Origin of the sequence: Francisella sp. SYW-2 (assembly GCF_008711475.1) — a bacterium.
Taxonomy (GTDB): domain Bacteria; phylum Pseudomonadota; class Gammaproteobacteria; order Francisellales; family Francisellaceae; genus Francisella; species Francisella salimarina.
Map to the genome: position 1 here is coordinate 37,312 of NZ_VXKO01000001.1, position 23,362 is coordinate 60,673.

A 23,362-nucleotide genomic window follows, 5' to 3' on the forward strand; every position below is an offset into this window, starting at 1 on the left:
TACTCTATTTTGAAAAAACACTATCAAAACCATAGTACTCCGCAAATAACTGAGTATGCCAGCCTACTCTTTTGATATACTCCTGATCATCAGAATAAGGCATAAGTTCAAAATAAATTACTCCCGAGTTTTTCATCAGAGGAAGAGATGGCAAAAATATATTTTTCTCATGTAACTGCTGATAGTGCTTTACATCATTCATTCTGAGATGATTATAATACCCTAATTGAAGATATGCATAAAAAAACTTTCCTGCAAAGAATAATAAAGCAACTGCAAACAACAAATATAACTTATCGAATATATATGAAAATCTTGAGTTAAATAAATACTTACATATTACATAAAAATATATTAGCATATATATCATTTCGACTCTTACGGCAATTCCAAACATTATAAGAAATGTTGTTAAAGACACAGATACTAAACATAAAAGTGTAAAAATCTTAGTTTTAATATTTTTTTCAAAGATCAAAACTACAAGCAAAGAAAAAATAAAAGGTAATGAAAGCTCTTTTCTTGAAAAAAAGGTCATCGTAATACTAGATAAATTATACAATATATAACTTAAAAGAGACTGCCCTTCAAGCATCCCATTAGTTCTAGCAAAATTCCCGGGAGCCGTCATCATAACAATTCCAGCAATCACAAATGGTACAACAAAATATAAAGTATTTTTATTTAGTTTATCTTTTTTGAAAATTTGATGAATTATATAGTAAAAGCAAATGGTAAAAATTACCATGAAAAATGCTTCATTATATAAACCAAGAAAAATACCCAAAATAATACTTAATACTTTTGAGTGCTTGTTCTCTACGAAAAGAAAATAAAAACCCCATACAAGCAAGCTAATACCCCAAAGATACTGAATGCCTATGGTCTTCCACATTGCATTACCCAAAAAAGTATTCTCTATGAAGTAACCCATAAATAAACAAGCATATATAACGAACTTTCTAGATAAAATACTTACCTGATCTCTAAATATTAATTTATATAAGTAAACAACCAACACTGTTAATGCAAGTGCATTTAGCATATCTACAACATAAATCAAAGAAGGGTAACTTTTGTTAAAAAGAATATAAACTGGTAATTGTGCCGAAACTCTACCAGTCCAATATAAATAATCGCTTTTTAAATGGGCAAAAACTGTTCCATTATAAAGTGCATTTATATTTGAACGCCAAAGATCATCCATCATCAGAGGTTGGCATAAGTTTAGAACTAAGAAATAAGCAAATATCAAAACATAAATAAAAATTTGATATCTTAAATTTGATTTTGTACTGAACATCTATAAAGTTTAAACAATTTACATAATAGAAAACTATTATATATAATTTCTGATCAAAAATACTGACTTTTTCTAAAAAGTGCTGACTTAGCCTTGACACGGCACATGAATCAAAAGTTACCGTTGCTTCCTTCCGGACCTGGCGGGGTTCACAATCTATCATTGCGTGGAAACCAAGTCAGCGTTAGGTATATTACTAGATATATCCAAGAATTACAAGCTAACAAAGCAAATTCCATTATCTAAGATAAATTGGTATTATTATCAAAAATAGTTAAATTTAATCAATATTATGATAATAGTTATATCACCTGCTAAAAGTCAAAATTTTGAAACTGCAACGGCAAAATATCAATTTACACAGCCAATATTCAAAGATCAGATAACTAAGCTTATAAACACCCTTAAACACTATGAAGTTGATGAGATTGAAAAGCTAATGAAAATTAGTCCTAAATTAGCTGAAGAAGTATTTACTAAACATAATAACTTTGACCCTAAGAGTTATAACGAATCAAATTCAAAAGCTGCTATTTTTACATTTAGTGGAGACGTTTATAAAGGTCTTGAGGCAGATACACTAGATAAAGAAACTATCGAATATGCTCAAAATCATCTTTTGATGTTATCTGGACTGTATGGACTGATACGCCCTCTTGATTTAATGCAAGCTTATAGATTAGAAATGGGTACAAAAATTAAAATTGATGGAGAAATTCTATATAAGTATTGGCAAGATAAGATTACTGCTCAATTAAATGAATACTTCAGCCAGCAACAAAATAAAGTTTTGATAAACCTTGCTTCTAATGAATATTCCCAAGCAATAGATAAAAAATCGTTAGATGCAAAGTGGTTAAATATTGATTTTAAGGAGAATAAAAATGGTACATATAAGACTATAGGGATTCATGCTAAAAAAGCACGTGGCTTAATGACAAGGTACATTCTTGAAAATAGAATAGAAAATATCAGTAATATTAAAAATTTCAATATAGCTAACTATAAATATAGTCCAGAACTTTCAACTGAAAATCTTATGTGCTTTACGAGATAGTTTATGAAGATAAGAATACTCTCTTTAGGAGAAAAACCACCCAAATGGGTTAGTGACGGTTACGATGAATACAAAAAACGCCTAAGCAAATCAATCCCGCTTGAACTGATTGAATTGCCAATAGCTAAACGAACTAAAACTGGTAATCCCAAACTTTGGATGGAACAAGAAGCAAAAACTATCCTTACTAAACTTAGTGATTCTGATCACTTAGTAATTCTTGATGTTAACTCTAAAATAATTTCAACGGAAAAACTAGCTGAAAAAATGCAAAATTGGAAGTTTAACCATCCAAATGTTGTGATTTTAATTGGTGGACCAGATGGTATAGATCAAAGTATCAAAAATATTGCTAAAGAGAGAATATCCATATCAAAAATGACTTTCCCTCATCCTCTAGTACGTATCATTATTGCTGAACAGTTATATAGAGCCTATACAATATTAGAAGGTCATCCGTATCATAAATAACCACAAAACCTAGCTTTTGTACACCTATCTTTATGATTTAAATCTTTAATAGTCTGAATGTCACAAAAACTATACTGAGAAAATATATTTGCTATATCATTCGCTTGGGTGAAGCCATGCTCTATATATAAATATCCTCCTTGCTTTAGAAAAGCATCTGCTTGGGATATTATTGTTCTAATATCTGCTAAGCCATCACTCCCTGCAAATAAAGCTCTTGAAGGTTCATATTTCCTAACACTATCATCAACATTAGCATCGTCAATATCTATATATGGTGGATTTGATACTATGATGTCAAACTTAGTCTCATCTAAACTTTCATACCAACTACTTAGCATAAATTTAACATTAGTAATACTATTGGCATGAGCATTTTTTTTAGCAACATCTAGAGTCTTAGAGTATAAATCAACAGCCACAACTTGACTCTTAAGGAGCTCATCGGCCAAAGCTAAAGCAATCGCGCCAGAGCCCGTACCAAGATCTAATATTTTTAGTTGAGCATTATTATCTTGTATATCATCTAACACTGCAGCAACTATAACTTCAGTATCTGCTCGGGGTATAAGAGTATCTTTAGTTACATATAGCTTTTGATTCCAAAAATATTTATAACCAAGAATATAAGCTAATGGCTCGCCCGCTAAAAGACGTAAAATTTTCCCATTTATTTTTGTAAGTATGGCATTATCTAACTGCTTATCAGAATTTAGATAAAGATAAGTCTTATCAACACCCAAAACATCGCAAATAATCATTTGTAGATCATATTTTATTGATGAGTCACTTTGAGGAAATTTAGCTACAGCTGAAGCTAACAGTTGAGATATTGAGATATTACTCATCTGACATAGTTGCTAGAAGATCAGCTTGATGCTCTAAGATTAGTGGCTGGATAATACTATCTAGACTTCCTTCCATAACCTCATCAAGTTTATAAAGAGTTAAGTTAATACGATGGTCAGTAACTCTACCTTGAGGATAGTTATACGTTCTAATTCTCTCAGATCTATCACCACTACCTACTAGATTCTTACGTGTATCAGATTGCTCTTTTTGTTGTTTATCAATCTCTGCTTGTAGAAGTTTTGACTTAAGCATAGACATTGCAGCAGCACGGTTTTTATGTTGTGATCTTTGATCTTGACACTCGACAACTACACCTGTTGGGATATGCGTAATTCTAATTGCTGAATCAGTCTTGTTGACGTGCTGTCCCCCTGCTCCAGATGCTCTAAAAGTGTCAACTTTAATATCAGCAGGATTTATATCAATTCCCTCAACCTCATCTGCTTCAGGCATAACTGCAACAGTACATGCTGAGGTATGGATTCTACCTTGAGACTCTGTAGCTGGAACCCTTTGCACTCTATGGGCACCAGATTCAAACTTCAACTGAGAATATACACCATCACCATTTATCTTTGAGATAATTTCTTTATAGCCGCCATGTTCTCCTTCACTAGCTGAAATAACTTCTATTTTCCAACCTCTTTGCTCAGCATATTTTGAATACATCTTAAACAAATCTCCAGAGAATATCGATGCTTCATCTCCACCTGTTCCAGCTCTAATTTCCAAGAATATATTAGCGTCATCATTTGGATCACGAGGTAAAAGAAGTATCTGCAATTCGTCCTCAAGTCTTTCGATAGCCTCATTAGCTGACTTTAACTCTTCTTTTGCCATTTCAACAAGTTCGGCATCTTTCTCATTTAACATTTCATAAGCAGCTTCTTTATCTTCAAGAGCTTGCGTATATTCCTTAAATGCCTTTACAATAGGTTCAAGATGAGAATACTCTTTCGATAAATCTCTAAACTTATTCTGATCTGAAATAACGTCAGCCTCACCCAAAAGAACACTAACCTCTTCATGTCTTTCTATCAAACTCTGTAGTTTTACTTTAATAGAATCTTTCATTTACTTTTCCACATTTAAACCAAACATTCGTTTCATACATACAAGACAGTCACTTCTACCCTGCTTAGAAGCCTCTTTCATGCCAACAACAGGATAGTGTAATACTTTCTTTTTAATTTCATAAGCAAATCTCTTTAGTACTTCTTCAGGATCCTTACCATTTCTTATTTTTGCTAAGCTTTTTTCTAATGATAAATCCACTAAACCATCTGCTTTCTGAAACAGTTCCTTAATAGCACTATTAGAAATAATTGCCTTTTCTTTTTCTAAATAATCTTCTAATGATTTTACGATAATTTTTTGAGCTCTTGAGCTCTCATGCTTTCTTTTATCTTTATTACCTTCTATAACACTATTAATATCATCGACACAGTAATACGCATTCTGCTCTAGATCTCCAAGTTTAGGATCTAATACCTGCGGTATAGAAATATCAATAAAAACTCTTGGCTTTTCTCCTACATCTTCACATTTAACTATGTACTCAGTAACATTAACTGCTGCAATTATAATATCCGCTTTTTTAATTAGTTTAGACAAATCTGATAAATAATAGGCACTAGCATTACTAAAATTAGATGTAATTTTTTCGGCTTTCTCTATAGTTCTATTAGCTAGCATAATATGCCTAGGATTAAGAGCTGTTACGTGTCGAAATAAAAGCTCTCCTGTTTGGCCAGCACCTATTATGAGTACATTTTTAGCAGAAATATTATCCAATTGCTTTTTAGCTAAGCTAATTGCTGAGAATGCTACAGATACTGGACAATGCCCTATTCTAGTTTCACTACGAACTTTTTTAGCAGTTGCAAAAACTTTCTGAAAAACTCTATCTAATTCTTTACCTATAGCATGATTTTTTTTACTAAGAGTATATGAATCCTTAACTTGCCCTAATATCTGTGGCTCTCCTAAAACCATAGATTCCAAGCCACAAGCTAGTTTCATCAAGTGCATAATCACTTCTGTACCTTGACGTAATTTAAAATAATCTCTTATTTTGAAATCTGGATTCCTAACATATCCTTGCCACCAAACCAAGACATCATCAACGACTCTTAGATCTGTTATTTCAAGATATACTTCAGTACGATTACATGTTGATAGAATAACCGCATGGATGACATTATCTATTGCTAATATTGATTTATATAACATCGATACATCAAGCCCTGAAAGTGCAAACTCACTACGAACTTCTATTGGGGATTTTTTATAATCAATTGCTAAAGATATTAATGCCATGTTCAAATAATTTTTAAATGTAAATAACTAGTAATTAAACTTAGAAAAATAAATCAATATTCTAACATAAAAGACTCGAACATTACATTCCAATCTAATCAATAAACTTAGAACGTTGGCAACTTTTATGTTAAGATGTTGTAAGTTTACTATAAACAAACTTAATTTGTAGACGCTAATTAATTATGAAAAATCTATCTAAAAAACAAAGTCAAGCTCTCTATACTATAGCGGGTATAATAATTGTAGCTATCATCTGCGCTATAATTTTACAATTTTATAACTCGAATAATGAAAAAAAGATGTTTGCTGCATCTGATATGTACCAAAGAGCTCTGATTGCAAACGAAAATCCAAAATCTCCGACAGGTATAAAGATATCAAAATTTGAAGAGGTAACAAAAAACTATTCAAATACTAGTTTTGGAATATTTGCTAGTTGGCAATTAGCAGATTTATATATGGCTCCAACAGATCTAGATACTAAGAGTTTCAATATTAATATATCCAACCTTCCTAAAGCTATTGATGTATTACAACAGAGTGTCCAAAGCAACCCTGATGATAGCTTAACTGATATTACAAAAGTTAGACTTGCTAAACTATACATATCCAGTAATGACCCAGATAAAGCTATCAGTACGCTTCAAAGCATTAACTCTCTAGATAGCAATGCATACCCGTTAATGTTATTAGGCGAAGCTTATAGTGAGAAAAAAGATAAAGCTAAAGCATCAGAAGCTTGGAACAAAGCTCTAAAAGATCCTAACAGTTCACCTGAATTCAAGCAAATAATTACTCAACTTCTAAATAACGCCAATTAATCATGAAAAAATTATTTCTAGTAATAGTTCCATTGCTACTATCATTATTAGCTACTAGCTGTTCTACAAGTAATGTTCCTCCACCAACCCCGCTTGCTGAAAAACCTCCTAAGGAAGCAAAGGTAAAAGTTAAATGGAGTAAAAAAACAGGTAATGGCAACGGTGGACTACCCATTTATAATGTATCCCCTACTTATGCAAATAATACAGTATTTGTCCCCAACCAAAACGGTGTAGCCTATGGTTTATCAATTACAGACGGTAAAATAATTTGGAAACATGATACTGGTACCATACTATCGTCACAACCAAACACGATAGCAAATGCAGTAATTTTTGGGTCTGTAAAAGGTGTATTAACTGCTGTTGATCAAAAAGATGGAAAAATACTATGGCGTACTGATGCTCCAAGTAGCATTTTTTCTCAACCAACAATATATAGTAATCATTTATATACTCATACTCATGATGGTTCCGTAACATCTTTTGATGCCACAAATGGATCCAAAGTATGGAATGTAACGAATAACATACCAGAGATAACTCTACCAAGTGACTCATCGCCCATCATACTTAATGACACCGTGATGGTGGGGTCTGCTTTTGGTACAGTATTAGGCTTCACTTTAGAAAGTGGCGATAGAACTATTAACCTACCTGTTGCCATAGCACATGGCTCGTCCCCAGCTGACAAAATGGTTGATATTACAGCTAATCCAATGCTATACGGTAACTACCTAATTTTCGCTGCTTTTCAAGGAGCTATTGTAGCTCTAGATAAAGATACTGGCAAAATGCTTTGGGCAAAGAAAGCCTCTATAATCAATAATATGGCTATCAACAACGGTGTGATTTTCACAGCACAAGCCAATAGCGAACTCAAGGCTTATGATATCCAAACAGGGGATACTGTCTGGACCCAAAGTACACTAGAATGGCGTAAAATAACTGCTCCCATTTATTACAAAGGTTTAATAGTAGTTGCTGACTATCAAGGCTTCCTACATTTCTTTAACTCATTGAATGGAGATTACTTAGGTAGATACAAACTTACACCTAAAAGTGACTTTTTTGATTATGGAATTTCAGGACAGCTAGTTCCAACTGAAAAAGGTATACTGATAGAAGCTGACAGTGGAACAACATACTTAGTCGATGCTCATAGTGATAGAGTTATTTATGAAAATATCCTTGGCGACTACAAAGTCAACAGAGGCAAAAATGTCAAAGTCATATATCCTCTAGAGCAACCAAAATCAGGCTCTATTGAAAGCTCTCCGAAAGCTCTACCAAATAAAAAGGTAGACTCTAATAAAACCAGCAAAAACGATACTAGCTCAAAGTCTGCTACTGCTACTACTACAAACACTAAAGATATACAAAACCCAGCAAATCAAGAAATGATAAACTCAACCTCGGTATCAAATACCTCAACAAAGGCTGAGAAAAATGAAAATACTGACTCTTCAATAGCTGAAGGAGTTGTTACATCTAACAAAGTACAACCTACACCAAAAGGTAAAAATGCTACTATAATTATTGGTGATTTTAGTAAAGGCGACTCTGACTAATGTATAAAGGTATAAGACCATCAATTTTTATTCTAATACTAATGGTTTCACTAGGACCTTTTGGCGATACTATTTATGCTCCTGCCTTACCAGAGATCAAAACTATTTTAGGTACTGATTATCCACATGTACAACTAACCATCACTTCTTATTTACTTGGTTACTCAGTTAGCCAACTTCTATATGGTCCATTTTCAGATAGATTTGGACGTAAGCCTGTAATGCTAGTAGGCTCAAGCTTTTTTATCATTAGCTCAATAATATGTTTACTTAGTACAAATATTGATACTCTAATTTATGCAAGATTACTACAAGGGTTTGGTGCCGCAGCTGGAGGGGTTATAGCAACAGTTGCTGTTAAAGATGCTTTCAAAGTTAATGAACAGGGTGCTATATTTGCTATTATGAATATCGCTTTTGCTTTAGCTCCAGCGTTTGGCTCAGTTTTAGGAGTATTTCTTAGTCCTAACTTAATTTTTTGGATCCTACTAGTCGCAGCTACATTATTATTTATCAAAGTAGCACTTTTTTTCCCAGAAACTGTCAAGGAAAAAAACATGGATGCACTGACTATTAAATCATTCTTTCAGAACTACTTCTCTCTTTTTAAGGATCATCAATTCTTCTTTGCAACCTTTGTATTAGGAATAAATATTAGTGTGATATACGCATGTTTAGTTACAGCTCCAGATATATTTATCAATATATTGAAACTTGAAAAAGCTAATTTCCTATACTTACTTACAATTATGGTTACAGCAGTAGTATTAGGATCAATTATTTGCTCAAAATTAAGTCGCGTAATAGCATACAAGCATCTAGTTAATTTTGGTATGCTTTGTACTTTGATATCAGGAATACTCTTTATTTATGCCTTCCAAAAATTAACAGGACTAACTCTTTCTATAGCTTTAACCGGTGTTCTTTCTCTCACATTCATAGGTGTATCATTCAGTGTACCCTTATTAACACCCATAGCATTAGAAAACTTTACTACTACTGCTGGTGCTGCATCTTCAGTCATGGGGTTTATGCAGATGGGCATCGCTTCAATCACAACTGCTGTAATTAGTCAAATTCATTTTGGTAGTGAATTTACTTTAGCTTTTGCTTTTGTATTGCTACCACTTATTGGACTAATAATATTCTTCCCTTATAGTTGTTACTTCCTTAAGAAGTAAATATCCAAAGCCTTTATAGTCTTAGGCTTACGAATTAAAATAATTATATGATAGAATCTACTCTAAGTAATATATTTCAAATATTTAATAATTTATAAATGCAAAATTATAATGCTAAATCTATCGAGGTCCTCACAGGATTAGATCCTGTAAAAAAAAGACCTGGTATGTATACAAATACTGAAAACCCGAATCACCTTATACAAGAGATTGTTGATAACAGTGTTGATGAGGTTCTAGCGGGATATGCCAGTAAAATAAATATCACTCTACATAATGATAACAGTATAGAAGTTGCTGATGATGGTCGAGGTATGCCTGTAGATATTCATCCTGAGCATAAAATGTCTGGGATTGAGCTTATTATGACCAAACTACATTCAGGTGGTAAATTTAGTAACAAAAACTATACTCACTCAGGTGGTCTTCATGGAGTTGGAGTGTCCGTTGTCAATGCTCTGTCAAGCAAACTTGAAGCAGAAATCAAACGTGATGGTAATGTTTATCAAATAACTTTTGAAGATGGCCTAAAAACTAAAGATTTAGAGATCATTGATAGCGTTGGTAAAAAGAATACTGGTACTAAAATTAGATTTTGGCCTAACAAAAAATATTTTGATGATATCAAAGTTAATATCAAAGCTCTTAAAAATCTCTTGGAAGCCAAAGCCATACTATGTAAAGCTCTTACAATTAAATATTTAAATGAAATAAAAAAAGAAAGGATTACATGGCATTTTGAAACAGGGTTAAAAGGTTATCTTGATCATAAATTAGAGGCTGAAACACTTCCTCTTGAGCCTTTTATGATAGATAATTTTTCAAATGGTGATTCTTATTTAGATGCTGTATTTTGCTGGTGTGAAGATCCTTTAGAAAGCATCAAAAATAGTTATGTTAATCTAATTCCAACACCGCAAGATGGCACACATGTTACAGGTCTTAAAAATGGAGTTTATGATGCAATTAAGGCGTATATTGAAAAAAACTCTCTTGGAGCAAAGAACATCAAAGTTACAGCTAATGATTCCTTTGCTAAATTAAACTACGTAATATCAGTAAAAATAACAAATCCTCAATTTGCAGGACAAACAAAAGAGAAACTTTCCAATAAGGATGTAACATCATTTGTAGCCACTGCTGTCAAAGATTTGCTAACAATATGGCTAAACCAAAATCCTGAAGAAGCGCGTCAAATTATTGAAAATATTAATAGTATTGCTCAAAAAAGAATCAACGCTGATAAAAAAACAGCTCGTAAGCGTATTATGAATACTTCAATTCGGTTACCCGGCAAGCTTACAGACTGTATTAGCTCTGATGTTAGTTCTACTGAACTTTTTATAGTAGAAGGTGACTCCGCTGGAGGCTCCGCTAAACAAGCTCGTGATAAAAACTTTCAAGCCGTCCTACCTCTTAAAGGTAAAATCCTAAACAGCTGGGAGCTTGATGCAGATACCATTATGAACTCTCAAGAAGTTCATAACATCGCTACAGCAATTGGTGTTGATCCAGATAGCGAAGACATCTCTGGTTTAAGATATAATAAGATCTGTATCCTCGCCGATGCTGACTCTGATGGTCTGCATATTGCCACTCTTTTATGTGCCATGTTTCTTAAACATTTTAGAAAACTTATCGAGTATGGGCACATTTATATAGCCCAACCACCACTATTTAGAGTTGATATTGGTAAGAATACCTTTTATGCTCTTGATGAAAATGAAAAAGAAAAAATTTTAGCTGAAAATTCTAAACTAACTGGCAAAATAAATATCATGCGTTTCAAAGGTCTTGGCGAGATGAATCCTATCCAATTACGTGAATCTGCAATGGATGTTTCATCGAGAAGACTTTTACAGCTTACAGTTTCTAATACTTATGATGATGCTGAAATTTTAGATATGCTTTTGGCGAAAAAAAGAGCCAAAGACCGTCGTGATTGGCTTGAAAATCATGGTGATAAAGCTGAAATTGAATAAATTTTGTAATTTATTTGCAAACTTCAGCTAATCTTCCTGTCATCACCCCTAAGATAGCATCATCTGTTTCATTCATTCCTTTGCCCGTAGCCAATATTGCAATATTTTTGATAGTATCTTCTACATCATCACCAACAATACCGTCATGTGGAGTTACCGTATTACCAAGCATTGCAGCATTTACAGCATCAAACGCTGCATATACGGAGTTTGCTATCTTAATAGAGCATGATGAATTAGCGCCATCACACATAATACCAATAATTCCTGCTAAGGCATTAATAATAGATTTCTCAACTTTTTCTTCCGATAGTTCTAGCATCATTGCAAGACCACCAGCAATTCCTGCTGATGCGCATGTAGGACCACATAACGCAGATAGTCTACCGATACGTGACTTTATATAAACCGTTGATACAATTGCAAAAAATAAAGCTCGATAAAGCTTATCTTGAGACTTACCTTTTGACTTAGCAAATTCGATCAATGGTAAAGATAATGTTAAACCTATATTACCACTACCCGCAGCTGTCATCACAGGCAAAGCCGAACCGCCCATCCTAGCATCACTCCCAGCCGATGCTGCAGCTGCCGCACGATTACGGATATCATCACCATAGAAACCGTTATCAATTCCTGAACGAATATTTCTACCTGTTTGGATACCGTACTGATGAGCTAAGCCTTCATTAGATATATTAGAGTTATCTTTAACAATTTTATCTAACATATCACTAATTTTAGATGTATCTAATTGTAATGCGATTCCATAAATCTCTTTAATTGAAAATTTAGAAATTATTTCATCAACAAGATTACTCTTATTATCTTCATCATTAACTTCATAAATAACTTCATCGTTCTTTTTGATTAAAGTAATATTTGTATGTGTATATTTAAACTCAACCACAACCTTATCTTCGTTGTGATATGCTTCTATACGTATATATAGTTTTACAGGTACAGATGCATTAAACACTTTAATGCAATCTTTATCTAGATATTTTTGTACTTTTGGTAACTCTGCATCAGTCACTCCAGAAATAACCATAAGCTCTTTAGCTGCGTTCCCTACGATTGTACCCATTGCAACAGAGGCTTCTATACCAATCATTCCACCACTATTCGGTACAGTTACGCTTTTTACATTTTTAATCATATTACCAGAGGCAAAAACATCTATCCTATCAGGTATATGCCCTAGCACATCTCTTGTTTTTGCAGCACAATACGCCAAAGCAACTGGCTCCGTACAGCCTTCTGCTGGCACAACTTCTTTGTACAACAAATCTATTAACTGTTGTTCTCTACTCATCTCTGCGACCTCCTTTAGACTTAAAATCTACTTTTTCCCATTCAAAAAAACTACCTGGATCTGTTTTTCTACCAGGAGCAATATCACTATGAGCTGCGATATCAATCAAGCTTGGATAACTTTGTTGTAAATCTTTTAATAAAATATTGAGCGACTCATATTGCTGTTGACTATACAAACTACTATCAGTGCCTTGCAGCTCTATCCCTATCGAAAAATCATTACATCCTTCTTGACCATTGAATTGACTTACTCCAGCATGCCAAGCCCTATCAGCCACGGATACAAACTGTATTACATCACCATCTCTTCTAATATAAAAATGTGCTGATACCTCAACACCTTGCAAACTCAAGAAGCTCCCATGTTGCTTACAATCAAGTTTATTAGTAAAAAGTTTTTCAACATTAGTATTATTGTACTCACCTTCCGGTAAACTTATACAATGTATAACTACTAGACTGATGATACTACTATTAGGTCTTTGATTAAAATTTGAGCTTTTTATACACTTAGCCTTTTTATACCAGCCCTGATCAAACATCTTAGTATTTAAAATTACTTACAATAGTATTATACTTTATCAACTAATTTGGTAATTTTGAATAAATTTAGCTATGAAATGTCTTGATTGTAAGCTTGCAAAAAGAACTTTTTTATACGGTATCGTAATATTAATTGTTGTATCACTCAGTTATAGCTTCTTAGATATAAAAGTAGCAAACTTTATACATACTAGTGACTTTTTTGGCACTGGAATTAGTACAGTAGCTGCTATGACATCTAAAGTATTCTCCCCTAAGGTTTGGGCTATACTTGCAATTATAGTAACACTAATTTGTATATATAAGCATATAACCAAAAACCCTTCAGAGAAGCTTTATATTATGTCATTAACTTTGATAATGACTATTATAATTACTACCATAATAAAAATCATACTAGCAAGATACAGACCAGAAATGTTACTTTTTGATAATAGATATGGATTTCACTTTTTCTCTCTCAAAAAGGCCTATAACTCTATGCCATCTGGCCATACAGCATTAACTTTTGCTGGCTTACTTGCGATAGCCAACTTTTTTGATAAAAAATTTATCACTGTCATAGCTTTGGTAATATGCTGTTTTGTTGCTACTAGTAGAATTATTATATTAGATCATTTCATTTCTGACGTAATTCTTGCTGGATACATAGGTATTTTTACCTACTTATGGTCAAAAGCATTTGTTGAAAACAAAAGATTGAACAAATAATCAATTTATATATTCTTTGAAATAGGTCAAAGCTTTTCTATAAACCTCTTGCTTAAAGTAAACCACATGATTTATTGGATACCAATAACTTACCCATCGCCAATTATCAAACTCAGGCGAGTCGTTAGCCTCCAAGTTAATATTATTTTCTGAAGTTTTTAACCTTAGTAAAAACCATTTTTGCTTCTGCCCTATACATACTGGCTCACGACTTCTTACCAACGAATCAGGAATGTCATATTTAAACCAGTCTCTAGTAGATGCAATCACTTCAACATCATGAGGACGTAAACCTATCTCTTCATACAATTCCCTATACATCGCTTGTAAAGGCGTCTCACCTACTGCGACTCCACCTTGAGGAAATTGCCATGAAGTTCTACTCTTTCTTTGACCCCAAAACACTCTATTTTGTCTATTTAGTAAAACTATCGCTACATTTGCTCGATACCCACTTTTATCTATCATTATTCAAAGAAAACTATCTTCTTCCTAACCTTATTGTAAACTAATTTTTGTAAGTTTGATAATTTATAATTATATTTAGTTCATAACAATAGCTTCCATAAATATTAATAAAATGAGCATTTTTTGATTCTTTACTTATCTTCATCAGTCAAATCATTTAACATAGTTATTAATACTCAGATAAACACTCTTAAAATAGTGATTCCGAACACTCTTAGTAATTGCTTTTTTATACAAGCTAAACAAACACCTAATAATATAGCTATTGCTGATGAAAACATTGAGCTTACATATCAGCAAACAGCTAACCAAATTATAAATCTAGCGAGATACTTGTCAGAAAATGGCTATAATCATAATAGTATAATCTCTATATATAGTTCAAAACGATATGAAATTATCATTGCCTTTTTAGCAGTATCAAGTATAGGAGCAAGTTGCGTACAGTTAGATAAATCATTTCCTTTACCTTTGCTTAAAGATATTATTAACGATACAAACTCAGACCTAATCCTATGTGATGAGATACCAAATATTAAATCAGTTAAATGTATAAATTATATAAGTATCATCTCAAAATGTGATGACTCTAAGATTCAAGTACCTACTGATATAAACATAGATCCAGAAAAAGATTTTTGGCTAGTATACTCATCGGGTACTACAGGTAAAAATAAAGGAATTTCAATATCTCATAGAGCGATACTTGAATCATACAAGATTAGAGAAACTATCAAACCATATGATAGTGGTAGTTCGATTGGTTGTAATATTTATTATCTCTGGGAAGCATTTAGACCCTTATTAAAAGGCGGAAGAACTAATATAATTCCAGATACAGTTCTTTATGATTTTAAAGCTCTTGCAAAATATATCAAAAACAAGAAGATTAATGAGATTCTTTTTACACCTTCGTATATTGAAACTTTATTATCAACCTCTGAAGACACTGCTATAGAAATATTTAATAATATTGATACATGCTGGTTAAATGGTGAAGTAGTTTCTAGCTGGTTACAATACAAACTAGAAAAATTCATGAGCTCCACAAATATATATAATCTGTATTCCATATCTGAATGTCACGATGTTGCAGTATACAAATTACACCCAAATGATAAATATTTAGAAGAAGATGGCATTGTACCTGTTGGTCATGTACTACCAAAGGTTGATGCTGTCGTACTTAATGAGAATAAAGAAATAGTTAAGAATGGTCAAAAAGGAGAAGTATATATCCATTCTATAGGATTAGCTAATGAATATATTAACAGGCCTGATCTGAATGCAGAAAGATTTATCTCTGCAGCAAATAGCCCTATCAAAAAGCGACTTTATAAAACTGGAGATTTTGGTAAGCTCTCAGATGATGGACAATTAATAACAATATATGGTCGATGTGATTATATTATCAAACTAAGAGGCTATACCCTTTCACTACCATTTATTGAATCAGTTATAAAAGATAAACTCGACATAATGCACTGTATAGTCGATAAAACTGGTGCTACAAGAATGTCAGAATCACTGATTGCATATTTAGAGATCCCCAAAGAGAATCAAGATACTTTTCGCCAACAGTGGAATCTAAAAGATAACAATAAGCCTTCTAAAAAACTACTAGACAAAATTGCTCCTCATCTAGCTCACTACATGCTCCCTAAATATATTGTTCTACTCGATGAAATACCTCTTAATAGATATTCAAACAAGCTTGATAGAAATAGTATCAAATATGACGATTTAATCATTGAAACTCAAGAAGTTCAAGCAATCAATAATTTGCAAGAATATAAAAGATTATGGTCAAATATCTTAAATATATCTGAAGATGATATATCTCTAACAAGCTGTTTTTTTGAGCTTGGTGGATCATCCTTATCTGCAATGTTACTTATAAGTAATCTAAAAGAGTTTGGCTTTGATATTAGTATCAGTAATTTTGTTGAAAAAAGTTCTTTGCAAGATAGTTATAATCTAATAACAAATAATCAATCCTCAATAAAACAAGAGATCACCCAAGAGATCTTAGATGACATTAATAAATTTACAACTGCAATAAGGCCAAATATTTGTCAAGATTCATCCTCAGCCAATACTAAAAATATCTTATTAACAGGCACAACAGGATTTTTAGGTTCTCACCTTCTAGCTCACTTAATATCAAATGATGAAATACAAACAATTTACTGCTTGGTAAGAGCTACAGATGAAAATCAAGCGAGACAAAGAGTCGAAAAAACTCTTAAAAAACTTAACGTTAAAACAAACTCAAAAATAGTCTATTTAAATGGAGATATTACTAAAACAAACTTTGGTTTAGATAGTAAAAAATGGTTAGAACTATCTAAAAATATAGATACAGTTATTCATACAGCAGCTTCTGTTAACCTACTATTACCTTATAATGCTTTGAAACCAAGCAATCTTGATGGAACAGCACATTGTATTGATTTTTGTCTTACTAATAAGAGTAAACATTTAATATACATATCCACTAATGGAATATTTCCATTACATCTAAATAAAGTTTTTGATGAATCTAATTCCATTAATTGGATTGAATCACTAGAGTCTGGCTACTCGCAAACAAAGTGGGCAGCAGAAAAACTTGTTCATAAAATGATTGAAAAAGGTCTTAATGCAAGTGTTTTAAGACTAGGAAATATCTCACCTCAAACACCTAGCTATATAAATAAATCTGATACGAACTGGTTACTACTAAAAGAAATAATTACTCAGAAAAAAGTACCTCAAAATATAAACTTAGAAATGACTCCAGTAGATCATATAACTAAGATTGTAGAACATCTTATATTGACTAAACCAGACTACAACATCCTTAATATTACTAACAAAAATTTTCTTAACGCAAACATATTAGCTAAATGTTTCAATTATGAAACTATCGAATATAATAATTGGCTTGATGCTATTATAGATGGCTCAACAAAATTCTTAGCAAAAGATAAGCTAAATATCGACTCATCAATATGTAACTATGATAGAACCAATTACCAAAGAATCATGAAAGAAATCAATATCAATTATCCAAAAATAACTGCTGAATATATAAATAATATTTTTCTAGGAGGTAAAGATGAGCTTACTTACAAATAAACATGTATTAATAGTCGGTGCCTCTAGTGGTATGGGTAAAGCTATTACTAATGCATGCAGAGAAAAGCAAATGAAAATATCTTTATGCTCGCGTCGTGAAATTGATATTCAAGGTGATAATGTATTTTTTCAATCAGTAGATATCCAGAATTTAATTCAAGTAGAAAGTTTTATAAACCAAAGTATAGATAACTTTGGTGAATTTGATTATGTCATTAACTGCGCAGGTGTTATGTATTATCAATGTATAGAGAATAGAAATTACCAAGAATGGATAACTACCATAAATACTAATGTCATAGGATTTACTAATCTTTTATACTCTGTACTACCATCACTAATCAAAAATAAAGGCATGCTAATCAACATAACATCTGATGCTGCTAGGCAAGCCTTTCCAGGTCTAGCGATTTACTCGGGTTCAAAGGCTTTTATGGAATATACACTTAGAGCCATTCGTTTGGAGTTAATTCATAAAAATGTCAGAATTATCAACATCCAACCAGGTAATGTTGCTACTCCATTGCAAAACATGTCTACAGATAGTGAGGCTGTCAAAAAATATGCTAGCGATGATTCAGGTAATTTCATACAGCCACAACAAATAGCTGAGACAATAATTTTTGCGATGAATCAACCTAAAAATGTTGCCATAAATGAAATACTAATAGAACCTCAAAAAGAGCCTATCAGCGGATAACTTCAAACTATATAAACATCTATACTTGTAATATTTCATTCAATTAGCTAATGTATAGATAAATTATTCTTATTCTCAGGTTTTTTAGTTTGAATTTTAAAAAACGAGCTTTTCTATTTGGCTCGCTATCTGGAATATTTTGGGGTCTTGACTATACATTAGCAGGACAAGTTCACACACTTCTCACAATGACTTTTTTAGTTTCAATGTGGCTTACATCCATACATGATTTGGGAGTTGCAGCAACTGTTAGTGTCGTATCAAAATCATCTGTAAAAAAAGTTAAAGACCTAAAGCTTTGGCAAATTATAAGTATATGCTGTATCCCGCTTCTAGGTGGACTTGCGATGACTATGTACATGCTTTCGACAAGAGATATCTCTACTGGGACGGCAATCATAATATCATCATGCTATCCTGCTGTAGGAATGATAGGCGCGAGAATCTTTCTTAAAGAAAGCTTAACTCCTCTGAAAATATTAGGATTTATAATTGTTTTAATTGGTATTACCCTAACAGCATATAATGAATTATTTGATCAGGCAAATAGCATTATAGGTCTTAGCTTTGCAATTTTAGCAGCTATTTTTTGGGGACTAGAAGGCGTTATCTACAAAATGGTGTTGAATGCTGATGTCTCGGCAAATACATTACTTTTTCTACGTAAGACCTCTACAATTATAATATTCTTACCATTCACTTGGATTATAATCGATACAGTTAGTATTTATGTGCTATTACTTATAACCGCTATTGGTGTTGTTGGTTATATTGCAGATCTAGCATATATGCAAGCATTTAAGTACTCAAATGTAACTTTAGCAATGTCACTAAATATTACTTACATTATTTGGGGGCCTTTATTTGCATTTATATTATTCGATCAAAGTATAAGTATTCTACTTCTTATAGCTTGTGCAATTTTAATATTCATAGGGAATTATCTAATATTTAAATCAAAATCAGTTTATTAAAAGACTGAATTTTCTCCGTATAAATAATTAGGTAATTGAAAGGTATAAAGAGCATAACCTCCGACTAGATCAGATGATTGATCTCCTATCGAGATAAGTATCTTATACCCTAGAGATTCAATATAAGCCCTTCTCTCTGCCTTAAAATTTTTAAAGCCCTTGGAATCATATTCTGTCAAGTTATCTGGAAAAACAAATACATCTTCAAAATCTACATAACCAGCATTAGACAATGCCTGTTTTGTCGCTTCTAGATGCTTAGCAATACGCGCACTTATGAAAAATATTTTAAGTCCTTTAGCAAGACAGTAAAGATAGAAGTCTAAAGTAGCCTTGATTGGATAAGCACTAGTTTTTGCAAGTAGTTCATCCCAAATTTGATGATTCTCCTGTTGAGGAAAGCCTACTTCTCTAAAAGGATAATAATGATTCAATGAAGTTTCATCGATATCAAGAACTATGGCATGATTTTTTAATGAGGATTGAGCATCTATTATTTGCTTAGCTTTTTCAAGAATACTTCTTACCTCATCTTCATGAGCTTGACTCTCATAATAAGAAATAACTTGTTCTTGTGTCATATATACGTTTATTTTAGACCTAATTCTTTCAATCTTTCTTCTAGAAATATTCCAGCTTGAGGATATTTTTCAGATAGATATACTTCTGGTTTAGGGTGTATAAAGCAAGGTGTTGAAACTCGATCAAGATTCTCTATTTCACCTTCTGGCTTTACAACTCTATGCTTAGTTGCAATATACTCACCATTAGTCATTTCTTGAAGCATGTCACCGATATTTATAACTAGAGACTCACTATCACATGGCACATCATACCATTGATTAGTTACTGGCGATAAAACTTGTAAACCTGGTGAAGAAGCTATTGGCAACAATGTAATTAAGTTGATATCTTCATGGGCTGCAGCTCTTACTGCACCTGGCTCTTCATCACCTTTCATAGCAGGATAATGTAATATTCTTAACAACGTACTTTCATAAGAAACAGTATCTCTTAATCGTTGTGGTAGCTTACTAGCAACAGCTGGATCCATATGCTCATCTATCCATTCAAGAAGTGTCTCGCCAAGCTTCATCATTTTTTCAAACATTTCTCTAGCTGCACCACTTACTTCCTCAGGATATCGACCATTAGGAAAATATAAATGATAGAAGTGCTTAATGTCTTTTACTGTTTCACCCTTTGCAACCTCAGAGACATCTTTTGGAAAATATCCATCTTGATTTTCAACATCAAATAAATATTTATCAGCATCACCTGACTTTAAAAAATCTTGCCATTCATTATATACAGTTTGGATAAGATTCCAATCAATAGGATGAGTCTTTAAAACCGCAAAACCAGTTTCTTTCAAAGACTTTGTAAACTCTTCGGCTGCATTATCTGCATAGTAATCAACGCTACGAATATTCATTTTTACTCCATATTTTTAGAGGGAAACAATTCAAGGACTGCCTTTAATTATATCAATAATACTTTTATGTTTCATTAACTTGATGATATCTTAGATAGGAAAACTTAATCAAATAAACTTCTATAGCTTCTTCTTTATTTTTCTACGCAAATATATCTCTAACTTATCAAGTGATCTTGCAAGTTTTTTACTTATTGCAATAAATGGTAATAAAGCTAATCCTATAAAAAATAATCCTGGTCCAGGAGTAAATAGCATAATTAGACCAAGTATCAAAGCCACAATTGAAATTATTAAAAACATTAATAAAACCAGAGGATTTGATAATTTTTTACGAGAATATCTGTGCAATAAATAAAACCTTTTTCCTGGTTTAGCTTTTACTATACTTTTAAGTTTCAGTATCACTTTTAAACATACCTTCTAAGTTAAGCAAATAACGCTAGCTCTAATAATTTTAACCTCTTGGATGATGTTTTTGGTATATTTCTTGTAAGCGATTTTGAGATATATGTGTATAAATAGTTGTTGTTGATACATTACTATGACCTAACAATAACTGAACCGATCTAAGATCGGCACCATGATTGAGCAAATGTGTTGCAAAAGCATGTCTTAGAGTATGTGGCGATATATCTGTGTTTATGCCCGCAATAAGCGCATAGCTCTTAATACGATGCCAAAAAGATTGACGAGTTATTCTCTTTGAATGTTTGCTAATAAAAACAGCTTTCTCTTTAAAATTTTTAGCTAAAGACTCGCGCGACTCTTCAAAATACTTATGTAAATATTCAAGAGCATACTCTCCTATCGGCACAATTCGCTCTTTCGAGCCTTTACCCATGACTTGTATTACCCCGACATTCAAATCAATATCATGAGTATTTAGCCCAACCAACTCACTAACTCTCAAACCTGTGGCATACATAAGCTCTAGCATTGCCTTATCACGAATACCGATATCATCTGTTAAATCAGGAGCTTGAAGTAGTCTTTCGACATCAGTTTCTGTCATATCTTTAGGCAACTTTTTAGCTAACTTCGGCAAGGTTAATTTTGTAGTGGGATTAGTAGTAACTTGTCCTGTCGATATAAGCCAGTTATAGAATTTGCGTAATGTAGATATCATACGCGCATTAGACCGACTACTATAGCCATTCTTAGAACGATAAGATATAAAAGCATATAACTGCTCAAAATCAAGACTAACTAATTCTGCTTGCGAGAAATAATTTTGTAAAAACTTTAGATCTGTACGATAAGATGAAATAGTGTTTTGGCTTAAACCGTGCTCAAGCCAAAGATTATCAAGAAAAGCATCAACAGCTGTAGACACTTTTTGATTTTCCTAGAATTATACTTTTTCTTTAATTCTAGCAGCCTTACCAGTAAGACCTCTCATGTAGTATAGCTTAGCTCTACGTACATCTGCTCTCTTCTCAACAGTGATACTATCAATCAAAGGTGAATGCGTTTGAAAAGTTCTTTCTACACCCATACCTGAAGACATTTTTCTCACTGTGAAAGCAGAGTGAAGACCTCTGTTTCTTTTTCTAAGAACAAAACCTTTAAAAGCCTGAATTCTTTGCTTATCACCTTCTCTAATCCATAGATTAACAGTGATTGAGTCACCTGGATTAAATTCTGGAAGATCTGTTCTGATTTGTGACTTTTCTACTAATTCAACAAATTTATTTTTCATTATTTTCTCCTTTTGTGCTTACCATATCCATTTTATAATCATTTATAATTTGCTTATCTTCTTCAGATAGGCATAGGCACTCGATTAAATCTTTACGACGCTCATAAGTCCTTATCAACTTCTGTTTACGCCTCCATTTCGCTATTTCCTTATGATTACCAGATAACAAAACACCAGGTACTGAGTTACCATCAGGCAAAACAGCTGGCTTTGTATAGTGTGGGTAGTCCAAAAGACCATCATAAAAAGAATCCTCAATCATGGAATCCTTGTTACCCAACACATCTGGCAATAGTCTTATTAAACTATCCATAACTAGCATAGCAGGGAGCTCACCACCACTTAATACAAAATCACCTACAGAGATTTCCTCATCAACATGATCTTGTACAAGGCGCTCATCAACCCCTTCATATCTGCCACAAAGTAGTATCAGTGAATCATTTTGCAAAAGCTCAAGAGCCTTCTCATGATTAAACACACCACCCTGAGGTGACAAGTATACTACTTTTGCATTATAACCTAAAGTACTTTTTGCTTCTTTAATAGCTTCAGATGAAGGTTCATATTTCATAACCATACCAGCGCCACCACCAAAACTAGTGTCATCTACAGTAGCATGCTTATCTGTTGCATAACTACGAGGGTTAAAATAATTTATAGATATTTTAGAGTCTTTAACTGCTCTAGCAGTAATCCCGAAATCACTTATTGCCCTAAACATTTCTGGAAATATAGATATTATTCCGAATTTCATTTTGAACACCTATTCTAAATCTTCCCTAATTGTATTACCTAGAACAAACAAACACAAATATTTGAGAGATAAAAT

The 23,362-nt window shown here is 32.7% G+C and carries 23 protein-coding genes and 1 other RNA gene; 10 read left to right on the plus strand and 14 right to left on the minus strand.

Going from position 1 to position 23,362, the window contains the following annotated elements; all coding sequences use genetic code 11:
- Nucleotides 1-4: 4 nt before the first annotated feature.
- Both F3D57_RS00210 and ffs read right to left on the minus strand, forming a co-directional pair.
- Nucleotides 5-1,303, minus strand: coding sequence for a DUF6056 family protein (locus tag F3D57_RS00210; protein WP_191092318.1), 1,299 nt, complete (start codon nucleotides 1,301-1,303; stop codon nucleotides 5-7).
- An 82-nt stretch (nucleotides 1,304-1,385) separates the two neighbouring features.
- An RNA gene (gene ffs, locus F3D57_RS00215) (signal recognition particle sRNA small type) lies at nucleotides 1,386-1,482 on the minus strand.
- Nucleotides 1,483-1,595: 113 nt separating this feature from the next.
- On the opposite strand from ffs, the gene yaaA reads away from it, so the two are divergent.
- Nucleotides 1,596-2,360 (plus strand): peroxide stress protein YaaA, encoded by a 765-nt coding sequence (yaaA, locus tag F3D57_RS00220; RefSeq protein ID WP_150464806.1) that lies wholly within the window; start codon nucleotides 1,596-1,598, stop codon nucleotides 2,358-2,360.
- Nucleotides 2,361-2,363: 3 nt separating this feature from the next.
- A complete protein-coding gene (gene rlmH, locus F3D57_RS00225) occupies nucleotides 2,364-2,831 on the plus strand; it encodes a 23S rRNA (pseudouridine(1915)-N(3))-methyltransferase RlmH (protein WP_150464807.1) in 468 nt (155 codons plus the stop codon).
- Here rlmH and prmC read toward each other — a convergent pair.
- From prmC to F3D57_RS00240, 3 genes are read right to left on the minus strand one after another with little or no spacing between them, the layout of a single operon-like run.
- Nucleotides 2,822-3,679, minus strand: coding sequence for a peptide chain release factor N(5)-glutamine methyltransferase (gene prmC / locus F3D57_RS00230; protein WP_150464808.1), 858 nt, complete (start codon nucleotides 3,677-3,679; stop codon nucleotides 2,822-2,824). The genes rlmH and prmC overlap by 10 nt on opposite strands.
- A complete protein-coding gene (gene prfA, locus F3D57_RS00235; RefSeq protein WP_149368805.1) occupies nucleotides 3,672-4,757 on the minus strand; it encodes a peptide chain release factor 1 in 1,086 nt (361 codons plus the stop codon). Before prfA ends, prmC begins: the two co-directional genes overlap by 8 nt.
- Entirely contained in the window at nucleotides 4,758-6,002 is a 1,245-nt protein-coding gene (locus F3D57_RS00240; protein ID WP_150464809.1) for a glutamyl-tRNA reductase, read from the minus strand. It lies immediately after the preceding gene.
- Nucleotides 6,003-6,187: 185 nt separating this feature from the next.
- Here F3D57_RS00240 and F3D57_RS00245 point away from each other — a divergent pair, with 185 nt between their 5' ends.
- The 4 genes from F3D57_RS00245 (at nucleotide 6,188) to parE (ending at nucleotide 11,560) form a co-directional block, all read left to right on the plus strand.
- Nucleotides 6,188-6,826: a YfgM family protein gene (locus F3D57_RS00245; RefSeq protein WP_150464810.1), complete on the plus strand. Its 639-nt coding sequence runs from the start codon at nucleotides 6,188-6,190 to the stop codon at nucleotides 6,824-6,826.
- A 2-nt stretch (nucleotides 6,827-6,828) separates the two neighbouring features.
- On the plus strand, nucleotides 6,829-8,397 hold the full coding sequence (locus tag F3D57_RS00250; protein WP_150464811.1) for a PQQ-binding-like beta-propeller repeat protein: 1,569 nt from the start codon (nucleotides 6,829-6,831) through the stop codon (nucleotides 8,395-8,397).
- The gene (locus F3D57_RS00255) at nucleotides 8,397-9,578 is read left to right on the plus strand and encodes a multidrug effflux MFS transporter (protein WP_150464812.1); all 1,182 of its coding nucleotides are present in this window, start codon (nucleotides 8,397-8,399) and stop codon (nucleotides 9,576-9,578) included. The genes F3D57_RS00250 and F3D57_RS00255 overlap by 1 nt, the downstream gene beginning before the upstream one ends.
- A 98-nt stretch (nucleotides 9,579-9,676) precedes the next feature.
- Nucleotides 9,677-11,560: a DNA topoisomerase IV subunit B gene (gene parE / locus F3D57_RS00260; protein WP_150464813.1), complete on the plus strand. Its 1,884-nt coding sequence runs from the start codon at nucleotides 9,677-9,679 to the stop codon at nucleotides 11,558-11,560.
- 10 nt (nucleotides 11,561-11,570) lie between these two features.
- Here the strand turns inward: parE and F3D57_RS00265 are convergent, their stop codons facing one another.
- Both F3D57_RS00265 and ampD read right to left on the minus strand, forming a co-directional pair.
- Complete coding sequence (locus F3D57_RS00265) at nucleotides 11,571-12,875, minus strand: serine dehydratase subunit alpha family protein (protein WP_150464814.1); 1,305 nt, start codon at nucleotides 12,873-12,875, stop codon at nucleotides 11,571-11,573.
- Nucleotides 12,868-13,419, minus strand: a complete 552-nt coding sequence (ampD, locus tag F3D57_RS00270; protein ID WP_150464815.1) for a 1,6-anhydro-N-acetylmuramyl-L-alanine amidase AmpD — start codon at nucleotides 13,417-13,419, stop codon at nucleotides 12,868-12,870. The genes F3D57_RS00265 and ampD overlap by 8 nt, the downstream gene beginning before the upstream one ends.
- 73 nt (nucleotides 13,420-13,492) lie before the next feature.
- Between ampD and F3D57_RS00275 the strand changes: the two genes are divergently transcribed.
- Nucleotides 13,493-14,131, plus strand: coding sequence for a phosphatase PAP2 family protein (locus tag F3D57_RS00275; RefSeq protein WP_150464816.1), 639 nt, complete (start codon nucleotides 13,493-13,495; stop codon nucleotides 14,129-14,131).
- Here F3D57_RS00275 and F3D57_RS00280 read toward each other — a convergent pair whose 3' ends face one another.
- A complete protein-coding gene (locus tag F3D57_RS00280; RefSeq protein ID WP_013922429.1) occupies nucleotides 14,132-14,599 on the minus strand; it encodes an RNA pyrophosphohydrolase in 468 nt (155 codons plus the stop codon). It lies immediately after the preceding gene.
- A 123-nt stretch (nucleotides 14,600-14,722) separates the two neighbouring features.
- Here F3D57_RS00280 and F3D57_RS00285 point away from each other — a divergent pair, with 123 nt between their 5' ends.
- From F3D57_RS00285 to F3D57_RS00295, 3 genes are all read left to right on the plus strand, one after another.
- Complete coding sequence (locus tag F3D57_RS00285) at nucleotides 14,723-17,719, plus strand: thioester reductase domain-containing protein (RefSeq protein ID WP_150464817.1); 2,997 nt, start codon at nucleotides 14,723-14,725, stop codon at nucleotides 17,717-17,719.
- A complete protein-coding gene (locus F3D57_RS00290) occupies nucleotides 17,700-18,419 on the plus strand; it encodes an SDR family oxidoreductase (protein WP_150464818.1) in 720 nt (239 codons plus the stop codon). Before F3D57_RS00285 ends, F3D57_RS00290 begins: the two co-directional genes overlap by 20 nt.
- An 89-nt stretch (nucleotides 18,420-18,508) precedes the next feature.
- Nucleotides 18,509-19,393 (plus strand): DMT family transporter, encoded by an 885-nt coding sequence (locus F3D57_RS00295; RefSeq protein ID WP_150464819.1) that lies wholly within the window; start codon nucleotides 18,509-18,511, stop codon nucleotides 19,391-19,393.
- Here F3D57_RS00295 and F3D57_RS00300 read toward each other — a convergent pair.
- From F3D57_RS00300 to trmD, 6 genes are all read right to left on the minus strand, one after another.
- The gene (locus F3D57_RS00300) at nucleotides 19,390-19,974 is read right to left on the minus strand and encodes an HAD family acid phosphatase (protein WP_150464820.1); all 585 of its coding nucleotides are present in this window, start codon (nucleotides 19,972-19,974) and stop codon (nucleotides 19,390-19,392) included. The two genes, F3D57_RS00295 and F3D57_RS00300, sit on opposite strands and share 4 nt — an antisense overlap.
- Before the next feature lie 8 nt (nucleotides 19,975-19,982).
- Complete coding sequence (locus F3D57_RS00305) at nucleotides 19,983-20,828, minus strand: 2OG-Fe(II) oxygenase family protein (protein WP_149368817.1); 846 nt, start codon at nucleotides 20,826-20,828, stop codon at nucleotides 19,983-19,985.
- A 120-nt stretch (nucleotides 20,829-20,948) separates the two neighbouring features.
- Nucleotides 20,949-21,131, minus strand: coding sequence for a PGPGW domain-containing protein (locus tag F3D57_RS10300; protein ID WP_224728109.1), 183 nt, complete (start codon nucleotides 21,129-21,131; stop codon nucleotides 20,949-20,951).
- Nucleotides 21,132-21,285: 154 nt separating this feature from the next.
- Nucleotides 21,286-22,164, minus strand: coding sequence for a site-specific tyrosine recombinase XerD (xerD, locus tag F3D57_RS00315; RefSeq protein ID WP_150464821.1), 879 nt, complete (start codon nucleotides 22,162-22,164; stop codon nucleotides 21,286-21,288).
- Nucleotides 22,165-22,182: 18 nt separating this feature from the next.
- The gene (gene rplS / locus F3D57_RS00320; RefSeq protein ID WP_013922421.1) at nucleotides 22,183-22,530 is read right to left on the minus strand and encodes a 50S ribosomal protein L19; all 348 of its coding nucleotides are present in this window, start codon (nucleotides 22,528-22,530) and stop codon (nucleotides 22,183-22,185) included.
- Nucleotides 22,520-23,287 carry a tRNA (guanosine(37)-N1)-methyltransferase TrmD gene (gene trmD, locus F3D57_RS00325; protein WP_150464822.1) on the minus strand — a complete coding sequence of 256 codons (768 nt, stop codon included), beginning with the start codon at nucleotides 23,285-23,287 and terminating at the stop codon, nucleotides 22,520-22,522. Before trmD ends, rplS begins: the two co-directional genes overlap by 11 nt.
- Nucleotides 23,288-23,362 lie beyond the last annotated feature (75 nt).

Coding starts and splice junctions, on each gene's coding strand:
- F3D57_RS00210 (WP_191092318.1), bottom strand. CDS start 1,303: ATGTTCAGTACAAAATCAAATTTAAGATATCAAATTTTTATTTATGTT.
- yaaA (WP_150464806.1), top strand. CDS start 1,596: ATGATAATAGTTATATCACCTGCTAAAAGTCAAAATTTTGAAACTGCA.
- rlmH (WP_150464807.1), top strand. CDS start 2,364: ATGAAGATAAGAATACTCTCTTTAGGAGAAAAACCACCCAAATGGGTT.
- prmC (WP_150464808.1), bottom strand. CDS start 3,679: ATGAGTAATATCTCAATATCTCAACTGTTAGCTTCAGCTGTAGCTAAA.
- prfA (WP_149368805.1), bottom strand. CDS start 4,757: ATGAAAGATTCTATTAAAGTAAAACTACAGAGTTTGATAGAAAGACAT.
- F3D57_RS00240 (WP_150464809.1), bottom strand. CDS start 6,002: ATGGCATTAATATCTTTAGCAATTGATTATAAAAAATCCCCAATAGAA.
- F3D57_RS00245 (WP_150464810.1), top strand. CDS start 6,188: ATGAAAAATCTATCTAAAAAACAAAGTCAAGCTCTCTATACTATAGCG.
- F3D57_RS00250 (WP_150464811.1), top strand. CDS start 6,829: ATGAAAAAATTATTTCTAGTAATAGTTCCATTGCTACTATCATTATTA.
- F3D57_RS00255 (WP_150464812.1), top strand. CDS start 8,397: ATGTATAAAGGTATAAGACCATCAATTTTTATTCTAATACTAATGGTT.
- parE (WP_150464813.1), top strand. CDS start 9,677: ATGCAAAATTATAATGCTAAATCTATCGAGGTCCTCACAGGATTAGAT.
- F3D57_RS00265 (WP_150464814.1), bottom strand. CDS start 12,875: ATGAGTAGAGAACAACAGTTAATAGATTTGTTGTACAAAGAAGTTGTG.
- ampD (WP_150464815.1), bottom strand. CDS start 13,419: ATGTTTGATCAGGGCTGGTATAAAAAGGCTAAGTGTATAAAAAGCTCA.
- F3D57_RS00275 (WP_150464816.1), top strand. CDS start 13,493: ATGAAATGTCTTGATTGTAAGCTTGCAAAAAGAACTTTTTTATACGGT.
- F3D57_RS00280 (WP_013922429.1), bottom strand. CDS start 14,599: ATGATAGATAAAAGTGGGTATCGAGCAAATGTAGCGATAGTTTTACTA.
- F3D57_RS00290 (WP_150464818.1), top strand. CDS start 17,700: ATGAGCTTACTTACAAATAAACATGTATTAATAGTCGGTGCCTCTAGT.
- F3D57_RS00300 (WP_150464820.1), bottom strand. CDS start 19,974: ATGACACAAGAACAAGTTATTTCTTATTATGAGAGTCAAGCTCATGAA.
- F3D57_RS00305 (WP_149368817.1), bottom strand. CDS start 20,828: ATGAATATTCGTAGCGTTGATTACTATGCAGATAATGCAGCCGAAGAG.
- F3D57_RS10300 (WP_224728109.1), bottom strand. CDS start 21,131: ATGTTTTTAATAATTTCAATTGTGGCTTTGATACTTGGTCTAATTATG.
- rplS (WP_013922421.1), bottom strand. CDS start 22,530: ATGAAAAATAAATTTGTTGAATTAGTAGAAAAGTCACAAATCAGAACA.
- trmD (WP_150464822.1), bottom strand. CDS start 23,287: ATGAAATTCGGAATAATATCTATATTTCCAGAAATGTTTAGGGCAATA.